This window comes from Achromobacter deleyi, from assembly GCF_902859705.1.
GTDB classification, from domain to species: Bacteria; Pseudomonadota; Gammaproteobacteria; order Burkholderiales; family Burkholderiaceae_B; genus Achromobacter; species Achromobacter deleyi.
On record NZ_CADIJO010000003.1, the window covers coordinates 84,579 to 100,183 of the forward strand.

Below are 15,605 nucleotides of genomic sequence, written 5' to 3' on the forward strand. Positions count from 1 at the left end.
CTTCATCACCATACTTTCGCATCATCAAAAGCCACCGCCATCGATATGCCCAACGCCAACGGCACAGAAGCACGAAGGCCAGATAGGCAAGCAAGATGGGTGTCGGTGCAGGGCTCGTTTTCGCAATGAATATGAAAATTGCGCCTGCCACCAGCCAAGTTGATAGAAAAATCATGGGGTCGTCCCTCGTGATGCGGGGCAATATGAAGCAGCCAATGATTGTATCCAATAAAAATAACTACTGACATTTGCTTATAATTAAGCATGGGCCGGTCTCACTAGTTATAGATATTGATAACTGGTAGCGACGAATTCTTTTTCGGCCTTTCTTGCAAGCGCCCGAGAAAATTCCGCCCAGTGGATTTAAGGGGAATTCCCCGATTCTCCGCCCCCAGCCCGGCCGATACCATTCGGCGCACTTCCGCCGGCTGGCGGGATGAAATCCATACGTTGCGCCCCTCGCGCGGAGACACCATGAAAACTTTGACCACTGTCGCGGCAGGCGCCGCGTTGCTTCTTTCGTCGTGGGGCGCCAGCGCGGGCGTGACGTTCGAAAGCGTCAAGAACAAGGGCTTCGTCCAATGCGGTGTGTCCACGGGCGTGGCGGGGTTTTCGGTCAATGACAGCAAGGGCGGCTGGATGGGCCTGGACGTGGACCTGTGCCGCGCGCTGGCCGTGACCATGTTCGGCGACGCGTCCAAGGCCAAGATCATGGCCGTCAGCGCCGTGCAGCGCTTTACCGCCCTGCAGTCGGGCGAAGTGGACGTCCTGCCGCGCAACACCACCTTGTCCCTGACGCGCGACACCACGCTGGGCCTGATCGGCGTGGGCGTGAACTACTACGACAGCCAGGGCATCATGGTGAACAAGTCGCTGAACGTGAAAAGCGCCAAGGAGCTGGACGGCGCCACGGTCTGCGTGCAGCCGGGCACCACCACCGAACTGAACCTGGCCGACTGGTTCCGTTCGCAGAACATCGTGTTCAAGCCCGTCGTCGTCGAACGCCTGGACGAAATCATCCGCGCCTTCGCGGTGGGCCGCTGCGACGCCTTCACGGGCGACAAATCGCAGTTGGCAGCCGCGCGCAGCAACCTGGCCAACCCCGAGCAATACGACATCCTGCCCGAGAACTTCTCGAAGGAACCGCTGGGCCCGATGGTGCGCCAGGGCGACGAGCAATGGTTCAACGTGGTTCGCTGGACGATGTTCGCGATGCTGGAAGCCGAAGAATATGGCGTGACGTCCAAGAACGTCGACGAGATGCTCAAAAGCACCAACCCGAACGTGCAGCGCCTTCTGGGCGTGACGCCGGGCATGGGCAAGAACCTGGGCGTGGATGACAAGTGGGCCTACAACGTCATCAAGACGATCGGCAACTACGGCGAAAGCTTCGAGAAGAACCTGGGCGAAACCAGCCCGCTGAAGCTGGCGCGCGGCCTGAATGCGTCTTACCGCAATGGCGGGTTGATGTATGGGTGGCCGGTACGTTAAGGCCGCCTTCCCCCGAGAAACGAGCGCCCTGTGCGCTCGTTTTTTTTGCCTGGCGTGTCGGTGACGCATGGCGTTGCGGGGCACCGCGCCCGGATTTCACATACGTAGTATCGTTGACGACCCCGGCCTTTCCCCTTCCCTCAGGTACATGACCCCTTCATCGATCTCCGTTCAATTCATCCCCACAGGTTTTGTTCCGACCGACGAACAGAGAAAGATCCAGGCGTCCCGCCATCGCATCAATCTGGTCCTGGCCAATGCGGGCGCGGCCAAAACCACGACGCTGGCGCTGCGCATTGGCGAAGCCATCAGCAAGGGAACCGCACCGGAAGAGATCCTGGCGCTGACGTTCACCGACGAAGCCAGGCAAGTGCTGCAGGCACGCCTGACGGCCGTGGGCATTGCGTACAACACAGCCCGGCGGGTTCGCGTGCAAACAGTCGAGGAATTTGCGCGGCAGGTGCTGGCCGGGATGGAAGATGCCGTGCCCAGCGCGCTGGCGTCGGTTCGCGAGCAGAAGGCCTTCGCGCTGGATGCCCTGGAAAACGTCGGCCCCAATAATCCCGACCGGGGCGATGTGCTGGATATCCGCACGCACAACACGGCGGTCAGCCAGTTTCTGGACAATCTGCTCAAGCTGAAAGCCACCCTGACGCTCATGCGTGGCGGTGACGGCATGGACCCGGAATTCGCGGCGGAAGGCCTTGCCGTGCCGCTGACCGATTATCTGTGGGCCATCGAGTATGAAAAACAGCGCATCGACCTGTTCGGCTATGTCGAGGCGCGCGGTTTTTTCGATGCCACGTATGACCTGGCCTGCGCGCTGCGCACGACGCCTGAACTGCACCAGGCCCTGCCCGCATACAAGCTTGTCGTCTGCGACGAGCTGCACGACATCAACGAAGCGTCTTTCTGCATCATCGAAACCCTGCTGAATGTCCACCAGCCCTACTTTGTAGGCGTGGGGGATAAAGACCAGGTGATCTATTCGCACCTGGGCGCCGACGACGCCTTTCTGCAATATCGAATTGCGGCCAGTTTTCCGGACTGCGCGACGTTTCCGCTGTCGATGACTTACCGCCATGGCCCGCATCTGGCCTATGCCATGGAGGCATTCAAGAACAAGGCCGTGGAATCGAATCTGCCGCTGCGCACGGAAATCCACGAGGCGCCCTATGCCGACCAGCCCGGCGCGTGCGGGCAGCAGGTTGTAGAGGCCGTTCTGCAATGGAAACAAGACGGCAAGCCGCTGGATGCGTGCTGCATTCTGTTTCGCGATCAGCATCAATCCATCGACATCGAAAACGCGCTGATGCAGGCGCAGATTCAATATCGCACGCTGACGATGCACAGCTATCTGCAACGCGACGAAATACTGTTTCTGCGTGGGATGCTGGCGATTGCGCTGGGCGATTTTCATCATGTGGCCTCACCTGAAACCCGGGCCGCCATCGTGGAAGCGCTGGCGACGTTTGCCGAGGTACCGCTGACCCCGCAAGAACTCAGCGAAGCCAAGGTGACGATCGCCAGGGACCCCGCCACGCTGGAGTATTTCTTCGAAGGCCAGATCAAGCGTGTCGGCAATCCTGCCGCCCGGGCACGCATCGAAAAGGCGGTGGAGTATCTACGCAGCCTGGAACCGGCTGCCCCCGCCCATGCCGCGCTGGAAGCGGTCTGCGAATTCGTGGAAATGGAAAAGCTGGCGCAGCGCCTGTATGTCCACCCCTACGAGGCTTCTGTCGTGACCAAATGCGTGAACGGCTTCATCGGCACGGCGCGCAACCTGAACCAGAACCTGACCGATTTTTCCGCATGGATCGGAACCGCGGAGAAAGTCGCCGGGCCACGGCCCGGCAAAGCCACGGTATTGCTGGACTGCGTGGCCAACGTCAAGGGCAAGGAATTCGACCACGTGATCGTGCCCTTCCTGGATCAGGGCGAGTTCCCGAATCCGCTGCGCACGCTGTCCGAAGAGGAAAACCTGTTCTATGTGGCAGCCACCCGGGCCAAAGCCCGCCTGACCCTCATCCCGGCGCAAGATCCCGCACGGCGCAGCCCGTTCATCGCCCGCATGCAGCTGGCCGGCACGCTCAACCGCGCCAACAACGCCGTGCGCCGCAATCTGGCCGTACCCACGGCCACCGCCGGCCGCCGCGACCTGAAGGTGGCGTATGCCAACAAGGACGCGGTGAAATCGCTGGGCGCCCAGTGGGACCGCACCCGGAAGGTCTGGTATGTCCCCGACCACCTGGACCTGGAGCCGTTCAGGAACTGGCTGGCCGAACCGTGATCCGTCCCCGCCATGGCTTTTTACCTCGCCCGTTTATGATGTCGGGGTAGCGAGTCCGCGCAAATGCGGTACTCTCCCCTCCCCAATCATTCCCCCCGCAAGGAGCCCAACATGGCACAAGCCTCCGCCCGCCACATCCTCGTCTCGACCGAAGCAAAGGCCAACGAACTGAAGACGGCCATCGCCAACGGCGCCGACTTCGCTCAAGTCGCCAAGGAAAACTCCAGCTGCCCGTCCAGCCGCGACGGCGGCAACCTGGGCACGTTCGGCCCGGGCCAGATGGTCAAGGAATTCGACACCGTGGTGTTCAGCGCCCCGGTCGGTGAAGTCCAAGGCCCGGTCAAGACGCAGTTCGGCTATCACCTGGTTGAAGTGACCAGCCGCAAGGACTAAGTCCCCGCTGCTGCACGCAAAAAAGGCCGCCGCCAGGGTTTCCTGGCGGCGGCCTTTTTCATGGGTTGAACGCTTGCGATGCTGCAAGCGCCTGGCCTGCCACACAGTGGCAACGCACCCCTACAGCAGATACAACCTGAACGGATACGCGTAGTAGATCTGCTCGGTCCGGTTCACCCGGCCTTCGAACTCCTTGTAGAGCTGCCGGCGGGTCTGGTACAGGGCATCCATCGGCGCCAAGCCCTTGTTCAAGTCGCCAAAGAAGTAGCGCAGCGTGAGCGTGGACGAATGCCCGGCTTCGTTGCTGATGAGGGGCGCCACGTAATGGCGCGCGCCGCTGCGGCGGGCGGCGTCGATGAAGGCCTTGCTCATGGCCAGCTGGCTGGCGTCCAGGTAGACCAGCTTGAAAGCGGCGCCTTGCAGGTCCTTGGGGTACATGTCGTCTTCGCCCAGGCCGATGGCGTCGTTCTCGTCTTTTTCGGGCTTGCCCCAGGTGGGGCTGACGACGCCTTCGCCGCTGATCAGCAGGAAGTCGTAGCGGCTGCGGGCGAACATGTCCGGCGTGGCGCCGCTGATGAGCTGGAACTTGGAGCCGGGATAGAGCTTCTGCACTTCGCCGGTGCCGTCATCGGGATCCGTCTCCAGGTCGCGCAGGATGAGGCCCTTGGCGTGCGGCCCAAGACCCGCGGCCGGCGTGGCGGCTTGAACCGCCGCTGATTGCTCCTGAACCACGGGCGCGCCCCCAGCATCGGCGAAGCTGAAGGCGACCGGCTTCTGCACGAACAGCGGCACGCCATCCAGGGGCAACAGGTCCAGCGCGAAGTGCATGGACGCAGGTTCGATCTGGAAGATGACGCAGGGCGCTTTGCGCAGGCCCGGCAGCATCGGGCCGAACAGTTCGTGGGACAGGATCGCCATGCGGGCATCGAAGCGCGCGTCCAGCCGCCGGTTCTCTTCGAGCATGTCGTAGACGCGTCGAAATTCCTTGGACAGGATGCCGGCGGAACGCTCGGGGCTGACGGTTTGCGTGGCGGTTTCGAAGGAAGATTGCAGCGTCAGGCGGTCGTCCTGCTGGTGCACGCCGATGCGCATGCAGCGTTCCGGCGAGACAGTGCCGGCGGCCGTCGTGGTTTCGACGGCTGCGGCCGCCATGCCAGAGGCCATTGACGCGAAGGCCAAGAGCGCCGCGCAAGTGCGGCGGCGTGCGGTACGGTGAGCAAGCGCGCGTTGAGGGAGCAGCCCGAAGTGGAAGGCGGCGGTGGGGGGCATGTGAGACGTCTCTCGGAAACCAGACCCGCCAATGCTACGCACGATCCTTGTGAAGGTCTGTGAAGTTTGCCGCTGACTTTGTCTGTGACGCGAGCCCCGAATGGCCCTGCCTGTTGGCCAATCGCGACTGCCAGCTGCGCGGCATCGACGAGCCGCGTGGCAACGCGTCAGATGCCGGCTACGCCTTCCCCGTCATCACCATATGCGCCAGCGCATCGGCATCCAGCCCGGCGACGTCCCGCTCGATGACCTTGGTGCCGCTTTTCAGGATGGCGACGCGATCGGCCAGCGCCACCACGTCGGCCATGTTGTGGCTGATGAGAATGACGGTGCGCCCTTCTTCGCGCAGCTTGCGCACCAGGTTCAGCACCAGGGCGGTTTCCTTGACGCCCAAGGCCGCGGTGGGTTCATCCATGATGACGACGCGGGCGTCCCAGCGCAGGGCGCGGGCGATGGCCACCGCCTGGCGTTGGCCGCCGGACATGCGCTCGACGGGCCGATCCATGTCATCGATGGGCACCGACAGGCGTTGCAGGTAGCCGCGCGCTTCCTGGGCCATGCGGCGCTTGTCCAGCACGCGCAGCGGTCCGATGCGGCGCACCAGTTCGGCGCCCATGAAGACGTTTTCCCAGATGGACAGGCGCGGGGCCAGCGCCAGGTCCTGGTAGATGGTGGCGATGCCTTGCACCAGAGCATCATGGGGCGAACGAAACACCGCGGGCTTGCCGCGCAGGCTGAGCTCGCCGCCGCTGGGTTCCTGGGCGCCGGAGATGATGCGGATCAGCGTGGACTTGCCGGCGCCATTGTCGCCGCAGATGGCCATGACGCGGCCTTCCGGCACGTCCAGGTCGACGCCCTTCAGGGCCTCGACGGCGCCGTAGGATTTACGGACTTGGCGTAGCGACAAGGCGATGGGCGGGGCAGCGGTCATGGCAAAACCATCAATCAACGAAATCGGCGCGTCACTTCGCAGGCGCGAGGAACTTCTGCACATTGCCGGCATCGACCAGCACCGAATCCATGAACAGGTACGGCCCGGACGCGATCTTGTCCTTGGGTTCCTTCTTGACGACGATGCGGTCGATGGCATCGATGGCGGTCACGCCCAGCTGCTCGAACGGGATCATCATCGTGGCGGTGATGAGGCTGTTGGGGTCGGCAATGCGGCGGTACGTCTCGGGGCCGCCGTCCACCGACACCAGGGTGATGTCGCCCTTCTTCAGGCCCTGGGCCTGCAGCAGGTCGTCGATGACGTAGGCCTGGCCGTCGAACGAGGCCCACACGCCCTTGAACTGGCCCTGGTGGCGCAGGAACAGCGCCTGCATGCCGTTGCGCACGTCGTCGCGCCAGCTCTGGGTGCGGGCCATGCTGAACTTGGCCAGGTCCTTGACGGCGGTGTTTTCCGACAGCACGGCATCGAGCATCTTGCCGCGGATGCGGGTGCCGGAATTGCCGTCGAAGCGGGCGGACAGGATATTGCCCTGATAGCCCATCTTGCCCAGCAGGTACAGCACCGATTGCGCGCCGGTGGCGTATTCGTTGACCTCGACGTCGAACAGCATGTGCGGGCTGGCGCCGGACATCACGCCCACGACGGGAATGCCCTTTTCCTTGGCGGCCTGCAATTGCGCGTCGGTTTCCACCGGCTTGCCCATGGCAACGACAATCGCGTCGACCTTCTTGTTGACCAGGGTATCCAGCTGTTCAGCCAGCTTGGGCAGCGAGCCTTCGGCGTTCAGCTGGGTCACCGTCCAGCCCTTGGCGCGGGCCGCTTCCGAGGCAGCGTTGGCCGCTCGGGCATGGGTTTCCGAAGACATCTGGAAGGCGATGACGCCGACCTCGAAGGCGTGGGCGGCGCCGGCCGCGGCCAGCGCCTGCACGGCAAAAGCGCCCAGCAGCAGTGTGCGCGTGATGAGTCGGTTCATGGCGTTTCCCCTTGCTTATCCGAATTTGAAGGCCGCTTTCTTGAGCACGGCCGATGACACCGCGACGGACGCGATGATGATGAACCCCAGGACGATGTCCTGCACGTAATAGGCCGCCCCCATCAGCACCAGGCCGTTGCCCAGCACTTTCAGGATCAGCGCCGCGACCAGGGTGCCGGGTATGTTGGCGTGGCCGGGGTTGAACATGGTCATGCCCAGCAGCACGGCCGCGATGGCGTACAGGAAGTAGTCGCCGGCCATGTTGGGCGCGGCCGACGACAGGCTGGACGTGAGCAGCACGGCGGCCAGGCCGGCGCACAGGCCGGACAGCGCCAGGCCGATGCCCTTCATGGCATGGATGTTGATGCCGGCCAGGCGGGCGGATTCACCGGCCTCGCCGGTGGCGGTCATGCGGGCGCCGGTGCGGGTCCACTTGACCAGGAAAAAGGCGAACAGCACGGCGCCCAGCATCCACAGCACCAATGCCGGAATGCCAAAGGGCTTGGCGCGGGCCAGATTGGTAAAGGCGGTGGGCCAGCGGCCCACGTAGGACACGCCATCGGTCAGCATGAAGGCAAAGCCGCGCGCCATGGCGGCCATGCCCAGCGTGGCGATCAGCGATGGCACCCGCAGCCGCGTGACGGCCATGCCGTTGACCAGGCCGCACAGCAGGCCCACGCCCAGCCCCGCGGCAATGGCCAGCACGACGGGCTGGCCGGTATGCACCAGGGCGCCGGTGACCACGGCAGCCAGGCTGGCAACGTCGGCCACCGACAGGTCCAGCTCGGCCGTGACCAGCGCCAGCGTAAAGCCGATGGCGATGATGGCCAGGAAGCTGGTTTCCTTGGCGATGTTCAACAGGTTGTTGGGGGCAGCGAAGTTCGGGGCGGCGATTGCGAAAAAAACCACCAGGGCCACCCCTGCGATGGCCGTACCGTACTTTTCCAGGATGCCGCGCATCGACTCGACCCTTGCTGCGTTTGATGATGGCAGGGCGGCTGCGCCCTGCCGACCGGGTCTATGCCCTGGCCTGTGGCGTCGTAGTTTATACCCGGCGATGGGGCGCCGGCGCGGCTAGGCGCGGCTGGACGCCTAGGGTTTTACCCCAGCCGGGCGGCCGCCAGCGCGTGCGAGACCGGCGCCAGCGCAGCCTCGGCGGCCCGGAACTGGGCGTACAGGCCGCGATAGACGTCGACGCGCGCGGCCTGGGGCTCGTAGCGCCGCGCCTTCTGCACCAGGGCATCCTGCGCCGCGGCAAAGCCGGAAAAAAGGCCCAGGCCCGTCCACGCCGTGACCGCGGCGCCCAGGATGCCGGGCTGGTCGGCCTGCCCGACGACGACAGGGCGTTCGCAGATGTCGGCCTTGAGCTGGCACCACTCGGGGCTGGAGGCCGCCCCGCCGCCAAAGCGGATCTGCGCCACGGGGAGCCCCAAGGCGGCTTCGGCGCGTTCGAGCACGATGCGGTTCAGGAAGGCCACGCCTTCCAGCACGGCCCAGGCGAGGTCGCCCGGGCCATGGCGGCGGTTCAGGCCCAGGAAGGCGCCGCGCAGGTCCGGGTCCCAGTACGGCACGCGCTCGCCTTGCAGATAAGGCAGGAACAACGCGGGCTGCGGGTCGCGCGGGGCGGCCAGCAGCGTGTGCAGGGCGTCGCCTACGCCGGCCATGCCTTCGTCGCCCAGTCGGCCCAGCAGGGGCAGCAGCCAGGCAAGCGTGTCGGCGCCGTTCTGGCCAGGCCCGCCGATCTGGTGATTGCCGCCGCCCCAGTCCACGGTCATCAGGCCCTGGGCCTGCACGGGCTCGGCCCCGATGGCGCCGAACACTTCGGTGGTGCCCGAGATGTTGTAGGCATAGCCCGGCCGCAACGCGCCCAGGCCCGCCACAGCGGCCCAGGTGTCGTTGGCGCAGGCAATCACGGGGCGGCCCGCCAGGCGGGCCAGTGCGCCGGGCAGGCCGGCTTGCACCGGGCCGACAGTATCCAGGGGGTCGAGCAAGGCCGGCACCCAGGCGGGATCGGCGCCGATGGCGGTCAGCAGGTCGGTGGCCGACGGGGCCGGCTGCGCGGCGGATGCCGTGGCGGCAGCGATCGTCGGACCGGGCCGCGCCGATGCCGCCAGGCGGGCCATCGACACCGTGTCGCTGGCCGCCCGGCCCGTCAGGCGCAGGTTCAGGTAGTCCTTGGGGTCCAGCACGGCCCGCACGCGGGCGGCCTGGCCGGGTTCCGCACGCAGCAGCCACGCGATGCGGGCCCAGGGATGAAAGGCATTGATCTGGCGGACTTCGGGATGGTCCGAAGGCAAGGCCTTCAGCCATTGGCCCACGTCCGCCGCAGCACGCGTATCGCGCCAGGTGATCGCGGGCCGGATGGCCGCCCCCTGTGCATCCACGAACACCTGTGTGCGCGTAACGCCGCACAGGGCCAACGCTTGCACGGCATCGAAAGCCGGGCCGGCCTGCACCGCCAAGGTGTCGCACAGCACTTGCAGACCGCGCCACCAGGCATCAGCGTCGATCTCGTCCCACCCTGGATGCGGGCCGGCGCCGGACGGGCTGTCGATGGCGCAGGCATGGGCGGTGGCGCCCGATTCGTCCACCAGCGCCGCGCGAAAGCGCGTGCCGCCCAGGTCCACCGCCAGCACGTAGCTCATGGCAGAGCCTCGGCCAGACGGACGATGCCGCGCGGGGCCATGACATCAGGGAGTGAGAACAAATCGGACTTCAGAGGCACGGTCGCGTATCCAATCGCCCTGCCGGCGCCGGCAGGCTATGCGTGCAACGATTGTATTTCAGGGGTGCGCTGCATCGCAGCACCGGATTCCCTATCAATTGATAATTTCTGTTCAGGTGACAGCCCCGATACCCTGCGACAGAATGGCCTGCACCCGGAGGAGACAACCGGGTCCCTGCAAAAAAACCAGAAGGTGCCAGGCCATGAAGCAGTCCAGGAACAAGGTCATCATCACCTGCGCCATCACCGGCTCGGTCCACACGCCGTCGATGTCGCCCCACCTGCCCGTCACGCCCGACCAGATCGCGCAATCGGCGATCGAGGCGGCCGAAGCGGGCGCGGCCATCGTGCACCTGCACGCCCGCCAGCCCGATACCGGCCAGCCCACGCAAGACCCGGCGCTGTATGCGCAATTCCTGCCCCGCATCAAGGCCGCGAGCGACGTGGTGATCAACATCACGACCGGCGGGTCGCCCGTCCTGCCGCTGGCCGACCGCATGGCGCCCGCGCTGCTGTTCAAGCCGGAAGTGGCCTCGCTGAACATGGGGTCGATGAACTTCGGCATGTATGAGCTGCTGGAGCGCTTCAAGGAATTCCAGCACGCCTGGGAACGCCCCTACCTCGAAGGCAGCAACGACCTGATCTTCAAGAACACGTTCAAGGACATCGAGCACATCCTCAGGTCGTGCAACGACAATGGCACGCGCTTCGAGATCGAGTGCTATGACATCGGCCACCTGTACACGGCGGCGCATTTCGTGGACCGCAAGCTGCTCAAGCCCCCCTTCCTGATCCAGTCGGTCTTCGGGATACGCGGCGGCATCGGCACGCACCCCGAAGACGTGATGATGATGAAGCGCACGGCCGACCGGCTGTTTGGCGATGACTACACCTGGTCGGTGCTGGCCGCCGGCCGCAAGCAGATTCCGCTGGCGACCCAGGCCGCGACGATGGGCGGCAATGTGCGGGTGGGGCTGGAAGACTCGCTGTGGGATGGGCCGGGCGAACTGGCGAAGTCCAACGCCGACCAGGTGCGGCGCATCCGCAAGATCCTGGAAGGGCTGTCGCTGCAGGTAGCGACACCGGACGACGCGCGCCAGGCCTTGCAACTGAAGGGCGGCAGCAACGTCGCGTTCTGAACGCGCCGGGCAAGCCTGCGCGGGCGCCGGCCAGGCGTGCGCGACAACGACATCCAAGGGATCAAGGAGACACCATGAAAAAGACATTGTGCGCGGCCGCGCTGGCCGCAGCGCTGGGCTGGGGCGCAGCCGCCCAGGCCGATGACGGCGTGATCCGCATCGGCTTCATCACCGATATGTCCGGCCTGTCGGCGGACGCGGACGGCCCGGGCGGGGCCGAGGCCATCAAGATGGCGATTGCTGATTTCGGCGGCTCGGTGGCCGGCAAGAAGATCGAGGTGCTGGTGGCCGACCACCAGAACCGCGCCGACATCGCGTCGTCGCGCGCCCGGGAATGGCTGGACCAGAAAGGCGTGAACATGCTGATTGCCGGGGCCAATTCGGCCGCGGCGCTGGCCATGGCCAAGGTGGCCGAAGAAAAGAAGACGCCCTTTTTCGTGGTGAGCGCGGGCGCGTCGGAACTGACCAATTCGCAGTGCACCCTCTACACGGTGCATTACGTGTACGACACCGTGTCGCTGGCCCGCGGCACCGCGCGCGCCATGCTAAAGGAAGGCAACAAGGACTGGTTTTTCCTGACGGTAGACCACGCCTTCGGCCAGGCGCTGGAGCGCGATGCGTCGGCGGTGGTGACGGCCGATGGCGGCACCGTGAAGGGCCGCGTGCGCCATCCGCTGAACACCGCCGACTTCTCGTCGTTCATCCTGCAGGCGCAGGCGTCCGGTGCGACGGTGCTGGGGCTGGCCAACTCGGCCAGCGACACCAGCAATGCCGTCAAGGCGGCCGCGGAATTCGGCCTGACGCCCAAGATGAAGATCGCCGGCCTGCTGGTGCTGATCACCGATATCCACGCCCTGGGCCTGCAAGCCGCACAGGGCATGTACCTGACCACGGCGTGGTACTGGGACCAGGACGACGCCTCGCGCCAATGGGCCGCGCGCTTCGAGCAACGGATGAAGAAAAAGCCGTCGATGCTGCAAGCGGGCGATTATTCGGCCGCCACCACTTACTTGAAGGCCGTGGCCGCCACCAAGACCACGGACGGCGACACGGTCATGAAGTGGCTGAAGGCCAATCCGGTGAACGACTTCTTCGTCAAGGACGGCAAGATTCGCGCCGACGGCCTGATGCAGCACGACATGTTCCTGATGCAGGTGAAGACCCCGGCCGAATCCAAGGGGCCCTGGGACTACTACAAGCTGGTGGCGCGCGCCCCCGGCGACCAGATCTACACGTCGCCCGCGGAATCGACCTGCCGGCTGATGAAGCCCTGACCCGATACAAGGAACCTGAATGGCTGAGAAAAATCCTGTCCAAGGCGACATCGGTGCCCTGCCCGTGGACCTGGCCGGCAAGCGCGTGATCGTGACGGCGGGCGCCGGCGGCATCGGCGCCGCCATTGCCGGCGCGTTCGCGGCCCGCGGCGCGCGGGTCCATGTGTGCGATGTCGACGAGCAGGCCCTGGCGGCCTGCCCCCACCCGTGGTCGCGCGCTGATGTCAGCCGCCGCGACGAAATCGACCGCTACATGCAAGAGGCCCTGTCGCATCTGGGCGGCCTGGATGTGCTGGTGAACAACGCCGGCATCGCCGGCCCCACGGCGGGCATCGCCGACATCGCGCCCGACGCCCTGGACGCAACGCTGGACATCAACCTGGCCGCGCAATTCCATACCGTGCGGCACGCGCTGCCGGCGCTGCGCCAGGCGAGCGGCGGCAGCATCATCAACATCAGTTCGGTCGCGGGCCGCATGGGCGTGCCGATGCGCACGCCCTACGCGGCCACCAAATGGGGCGTGGTGGGCCTGACCCGCTCGCTGGCGGTGGAGCTGGGCGGCTACGGCATCCGCGTCAATGCGCTGCTGCCCGGCCTGGTGGCGGGGCCGCGCATCGATCGGGTCATCGAAGCCCGCGCCAGGAACATGGGATTGACGGTGGAAGAGGAAACGCGCCTGGAGCTGGCCGGCGTCAGCCTGGGCCAGTTCGTCCGGGCGGCCGACATCGCCAACATGGCGCTGTTCCTGGCCAGCCCGTTTGGCGCGATGATCAGCGGCCAGGCGATCAGCATCGACGGCGACTTGCAGTCGCTGCCGTGGCAGCCGCCCGCGGATTGAGGCGCCGCCTAGTCCAACAACTGGATGGTATCGGCGTACACGCCCTGCCGGCGCGCCTGGGCGCCCGCATGCAAGGCTTCCAGCAGGCGCTCGGCTACGTCTTGATTGGCGCTTTCCTTGCGGGTGATCAGCAGAAAGTCGAACCACTGGCGCGACGTCAGCGGCAAGGCGACCAGATCCGGATAGGCCGACACGATGTCGGACGCCGACAACGCATTGACCAGACTGATGCCGCGCACTGCCCTGACCGTACCCGCCAGCAACGTCATGTGCGCCTGCATGCCGGACCGCAGCTGCAGCGTATCGGCGATGTCGCCCTGGGGCATGACGTAGTCAGACCACAAGGGCTGCACATACGTGTCCGGCGCGATATCCGCCACGGCCACCGTGCTGCCACTCGCCAACGGATGGTCGCGATGGGCAATCGCCATGACCTCGGTGCGCAGGAATGGCCTGAAACTCAGGCGCGCGCTGTCTTGCGACACGGCGCCCAGCCCGACATCGGCGCGCATGGTTTCCACCGCACTGATGAGCTGCACGGACGATTCCAGGTCGATCGAGAATGGCCGGGTGCCGTTGGCCTGCACGTAGCGACGCACGGCGTCCGATGCGTAGTCCAGCGCCAATGCGGGCGACGTCGCGATGCGCAGGCTGCGGCCGCCGAACTGCTCGATGCTGTGCAGGGCTTCATCGATGCGCACCAGTTCGTCCAGCACGAACTTGGCCTCGCTGTACAGGTACTGGCCGGCCTCGGTGGGGCGCAGCGTCTTGTGGGACCGGTCGAACAGCAGCACGCCGGTGGCGGCTTCCAGCCGCGAAATGGCATGGCTGACTGCCGGCTGCGTCAGGTGCATGGCCTGCGCGGCCTGCCGGGTGGACCCGGTCATGACCACCGTGTAGAAGATACGCAGGTCGTGGATGTTGAAGTTGCGCTTCATGCGAGATCGCGGCTCCCGGTAGAACACTGCCGGCGGGGCCACGCCCCGCCCGGTTCCTGATTCTAGGGGGTATCGCCGCCGATCCGCCCGTTGCCGCACGGGAAATCCGTCCGGCAACGGGAAAGCCCCTGGCGTTACGCCTGATCTTCCGAGTAGATGCCGGCCGAAATGGTGGAACTGCCCACGATCAGCTCGCCGTACAGCAGTGGCACGGGATTACCCTGTGCCGTCGTGTTGACCGGGCCGTTGAAGTTGTACGAGGCGCCGTTGTTGGGCCCGTCCTTGACGCTCAGCGCCCGCTGCTGGGGGCTCAACATCTGGACGAGACCGCCCAGGGCCATGGCCATGCCCATCGACATCATGGTGCCCGAGATGGTCATGGCCGACCCCCACACCGCAACATTCAGGCCGGGAATGAAGGACGCGACGATCAGCGCCACCCCCACCACCACCTGCATCAGGCCGCCGCGCTTGGCGCCCGTCGGCATGGGCGCGATGCGGATGTCTTCGTTGCCCGCCGGACGCGCAAGCTCATCTTCGCCCAGGTTGCGCCGGCCGATGAAGCAGGCGTAGCGCACCCCCTTGGATTCGCTGTCGAGCAGGCGGTTTTCAAAACCGGGCAGCAAGACGCACAACGCACGGATCGCCTCGGACGTGCTGGACACGGCCAGCCGGTGCAACCGGCCGAATTCCGCCCCCAGCCTGCCGTAAAGGCGGATGGTTGTCAGTTGTTGGGTCATGGTCTGATCTCGCTAGGCGGCCGGCAGCGGCTCGGCGCCGCTGCCCGCAGTCTTCGGAAAGCGCTGCTTGACGTGGTTGCATTGCGCCACCCACTGCGCCACTTCGTCGGGCAAGACCTGGCCCGACGTTTGCAGGTGCTGGGCGAACTTCATGATCGCGTCCAGCTGATCGCCGATGGCGGGATAGGCGCGCGCGCGCAGCGGCGCATACGGTTCATAGTGCCGGATTTTCAACGGTGAACTCCTTGTTCAGATAGGGCCAGGCCCGGACGATGACGTGATAGACGCCGGGTTGATCGAAAGCCAGTTCGGCGACGGACTCGTCGCAGGGGTAGTCGACGCCTCGAATGCTGATGACGCTGGGAACGGGAAGACGGGATAGCGAACGCCCGTCGAGCAGGGCCGGGTTCTCCGGCCGGAGCGTCACGACGCCCTGCGTCACATAGTGCAGTTCGGGGTCGCTGACCCCTTCGGCCCATTGCTGCTGGTTGTGCTGGCCGGTGGCGACAATGCAGTCGTGCGGCGCGCTCATCACGCCGACGATGCGGCCGTCGGCGTCGTAGAAAGAAACGGTTTCCATGTC

Annotated in this window: 16 protein-coding genes; 6 read left to right on the top strand and 10 right to left on the bottom strand. The window is 65.5% G+C overall.

Features of this window, described 5'->3' with window-relative positions; translation table 11 throughout:
- Nucleotides 1–5 precede the first annotated feature (5 nt).
- Nucleotides 6–266 carry a hypothetical protein gene (locus HV798_RS05385; protein ID WP_175191748.1) on the bottom strand — a complete coding sequence of 87 codons (261 nt, stop codon included), beginning with the start codon at nucleotides 264–266 and terminating at the stop codon, nucleotides 6–8.
- A 208-nt stretch (nucleotides 267–474) separates the two neighbouring features.
- Between HV798_RS05385 and HV798_RS05390 the strand changes: the two genes are divergently transcribed.
- The 3 genes from HV798_RS05390 to HV798_RS05400 all read left to right on the top strand — a co-directional run bounded on the left by HV798_RS05390 (nucleotide 475) and on the right by HV798_RS05400 (nucleotide 4,174).
- Nucleotides 475–1,491 (top strand): amino acid ABC transporter substrate-binding protein, encoded by a 1,017-nt coding sequence (locus tag HV798_RS05390; RefSeq protein ID WP_025138197.1) that lies wholly within the window; start codon nucleotides 475–477, stop codon nucleotides 1,489–1,491.
- Between the two features lie 148 nt (nucleotides 1,492–1,639).
- Nucleotides 1,640–3,781, top strand: a complete 2,142-nt coding sequence (locus HV798_RS05395; protein ID WP_175191747.1) for an ATP-dependent helicase — start codon at nucleotides 1,640–1,642, stop codon at nucleotides 3,779–3,781.
- 111 nt (nucleotides 3,782–3,892) lie between these two features.
- Entirely contained in the window at nucleotides 3,893–4,174 is a 282-nt protein-coding gene (locus HV798_RS05400) for a peptidylprolyl isomerase (RefSeq protein ID WP_175174789.1), read from the top strand.
- Between the two features lie 120 nt (nucleotides 4,175–4,294).
- Here HV798_RS05400 and HV798_RS05405 read toward each other — a convergent pair whose 3' ends face one another.
- The 5 genes from HV798_RS05405 to HV798_RS05425 all read right to left on the bottom strand — a co-directional run bounded on the left by HV798_RS05405 (nucleotide 4,295) and on the right by HV798_RS05425 (nucleotide 10,013).
- On the bottom strand, nucleotides 4,295–5,326 hold the full coding sequence (locus HV798_RS05405) for a hypothetical protein (RefSeq protein WP_175191746.1): 1,032 nt from the start codon (nucleotides 5,324–5,326) through the stop codon (nucleotides 4,295–4,297).
- Between the two features lie 295 nt (nucleotides 5,327–5,621).
- Nucleotides 5,622–6,374 carry an ATP-binding cassette domain-containing protein gene (locus HV798_RS05410; protein ID WP_175191745.1) on the bottom strand — a complete coding sequence of 251 codons (753 nt, stop codon included), beginning with the start codon at nucleotides 6,372–6,374 and terminating at the stop codon, nucleotides 5,622–5,624.
- A gap of 31 nt (nucleotides 6,375–6,405) precedes the next feature.
- On the bottom strand, nucleotides 6,406–7,368 hold the full coding sequence (locus tag HV798_RS05415) for a sugar ABC transporter substrate-binding protein (protein ID WP_175191744.1): 963 nt from the start codon (nucleotides 7,366–7,368) through the stop codon (nucleotides 6,406–6,408).
- Between the two features lie 15 nt (nucleotides 7,369–7,383).
- A complete protein-coding gene (locus tag HV798_RS05420) occupies nucleotides 7,384–8,328 on the bottom strand; it encodes an ABC transporter permease (RefSeq protein WP_175191743.1) in 945 nt (314 codons plus the stop codon).
- Nucleotides 8,329–8,468: 140 nt separating this feature from the next.
- Nucleotides 8,469–10,013, bottom strand: a complete 1,545-nt coding sequence (locus HV798_RS05425) for a xylulokinase (RefSeq protein WP_175191742.1) — start codon at nucleotides 10,011–10,013, stop codon at nucleotides 8,469–8,471.
- 283 nt (nucleotides 10,014–10,296) lie between these two features.
- Between HV798_RS05425 and kce the strand changes: the two genes are divergently transcribed.
- The 3 genes from kce to HV798_RS05440 all read left to right on the top strand — a co-directional run bounded on the left by kce (nucleotide 10,297) and on the right by HV798_RS05440 (nucleotide 13,344).
- Complete coding sequence (kce, locus tag HV798_RS05430) at nucleotides 10,297–11,232, top strand: 3,5-dioxohexanoate:acetyl-CoA acetone transferase (RefSeq protein WP_175191741.1); 936 nt, start codon at nucleotides 10,297–10,299, stop codon at nucleotides 11,230–11,232.
- 74 nt (nucleotides 11,233–11,306) lie between these two features.
- Complete coding sequence (locus tag HV798_RS05435; protein WP_175191740.1) at nucleotides 11,307–12,506, top strand: ABC transporter substrate-binding protein; 1,200 nt, start codon at nucleotides 11,307–11,309, stop codon at nucleotides 12,504–12,506.
- Nucleotides 12,507–12,525: 19 nt separating this feature from the next.
- Nucleotides 12,526–13,344, top strand: a complete 819-nt coding sequence (locus HV798_RS05440) for an SDR family oxidoreductase (protein ID WP_175191739.1) — start codon at nucleotides 12,526–12,528, stop codon at nucleotides 13,342–13,344.
- An 8-nt stretch (nucleotides 13,345–13,352) separates the two neighbouring features.
- Here HV798_RS05440 and HV798_RS05445 read toward each other — a convergent pair whose 3' ends face one another.
- The 4 genes from HV798_RS05445 to HV798_RS05460 all read right to left on the bottom strand — a co-directional run bounded on the left by HV798_RS05445 (nucleotide 13,353) and on the right by HV798_RS05460 (nucleotide 15,602).
- Nucleotides 13,353–14,282, bottom strand: a complete 930-nt coding sequence (locus tag HV798_RS05445; protein WP_175191738.1) for a LysR family transcriptional regulator — start codon at nucleotides 14,280–14,282, stop codon at nucleotides 13,353–13,355.
- A gap of 134 nt (nucleotides 14,283–14,416) precedes the next feature.
- Nucleotides 14,417–15,022, bottom strand: coding sequence for a tail assembly protein (locus tag HV798_RS05450; RefSeq protein WP_175191737.1), 606 nt, complete (start codon nucleotides 15,020–15,022; stop codon nucleotides 14,417–14,419).
- A 12-nt stretch (nucleotides 15,023–15,034) separates the two neighbouring features.
- The gene (locus HV798_RS05455) at nucleotides 15,035–15,256 is read right to left on the bottom strand and encodes a hypothetical protein (protein WP_175191736.1); all 222 of its coding nucleotides are present in this window, start codon (nucleotides 15,254–15,256) and stop codon (nucleotides 15,035–15,037) included.
- On the bottom strand, nucleotides 15,237–15,602 hold the full coding sequence (locus HV798_RS05460) for a hypothetical protein (protein WP_175191735.1): 366 nt from the start codon (nucleotides 15,600–15,602) through the stop codon (nucleotides 15,237–15,239). The genes HV798_RS05455 and HV798_RS05460 overlap by 20 nt, the downstream gene beginning before the upstream one ends.
- Nucleotides 15,603–15,605 lie beyond the last annotated feature (3 nt).

What these genes read in the sequence shown, in the direction of transcription:
- HV798_RS05445 (WP_175191738.1), bottom strand. Translation starts at nt 14,282, where the DNA reads ATGAAGCGCAACTTCAACATCCACGACCTGCGTATCTTCTACACGGTG.
- HV798_RS05395 (WP_175191747.1), top strand. Translation starts at nt 1,640, where the DNA reads ATGACCCCTTCATCGATCTCCGTTCAATTCATCCCCACAGGTTTTGTT.
- HV798_RS05390 (WP_025138197.1), top strand. Translation starts at nt 475, where the DNA reads ATGAAAACTTTGACCACTGTCGCGGCAGGCGCCGCGTTGCTTCTTTCG.
- HV798_RS05415 (WP_175191744.1), bottom strand. Translation starts at nt 7,368, where the DNA reads ATGAACCGACTCATCACGCGCACACTGCTGCTGGGCGCTTTTGCCGTG.
- kce (WP_175191741.1), top strand. Translation starts at nt 10,297, where the DNA reads ATGAAGCAGTCCAGGAACAAGGTCATCATCACCTGCGCCATCACCGGC.
- HV798_RS05420 (WP_175191743.1), bottom strand. Translation starts at nt 8,328, where the DNA reads ATGCGCGGCATCCTGGAAAAGTACGGTACGGCCATCGCAGGGGTGGCC.
- HV798_RS05410 (WP_175191745.1), bottom strand. Translation starts at nt 6,374, where the DNA reads ATGACCGCTGCCCCGCCCATCGCCTTGTCGCTACGCCAAGTCCGTAAA.
- HV798_RS05440 (WP_175191739.1), top strand. Translation starts at nt 12,526, where the DNA reads ATGGCTGAGAAAAATCCTGTCCAAGGCGACATCGGTGCCCTGCCCGTG.
- HV798_RS05385 (WP_175191748.1), bottom strand. Translation starts at nt 266, where the DNA reads ATGCTTAATTATAAGCAAATGTCAGTAGTTATTTTTATTGGATACAAT.
- HV798_RS05435 (WP_175191740.1), top strand. Translation starts at nt 11,307, where the DNA reads ATGAAAAAGACATTGTGCGCGGCCGCGCTGGCCGCAGCGCTGGGCTGG.
- HV798_RS05460 (WP_175191735.1), bottom strand. Translation starts at nt 15,602, where the DNA reads ATGGAAACCGTTTCTTTCTACGACGCCGACGGCCGCATCGTCGGCGTG.
- HV798_RS05450 (WP_175191737.1), bottom strand. Translation starts at nt 15,022, where the DNA reads ATGACCCAACAACTGACAACCATCCGCCTTTACGGCAGGCTGGGGGCG.
- HV798_RS05425 (WP_175191742.1), bottom strand. Translation starts at nt 10,013, where the DNA reads ATGAGCTACGTGCTGGCGGTGGACCTGGGCGGCACGCGCTTTCGCGCG.
- HV798_RS05405 (WP_175191746.1), bottom strand. Translation starts at nt 5,326, where the DNA reads ATGGCGGCCGCAGCCGTCGAAACCACGACGGCCGCCGGCACTGTCTCG.
- HV798_RS05400 (WP_175174789.1), top strand. Translation starts at nt 3,893, where the DNA reads ATGGCACAAGCCTCCGCCCGCCACATCCTCGTCTCGACCGAAGCAAAG.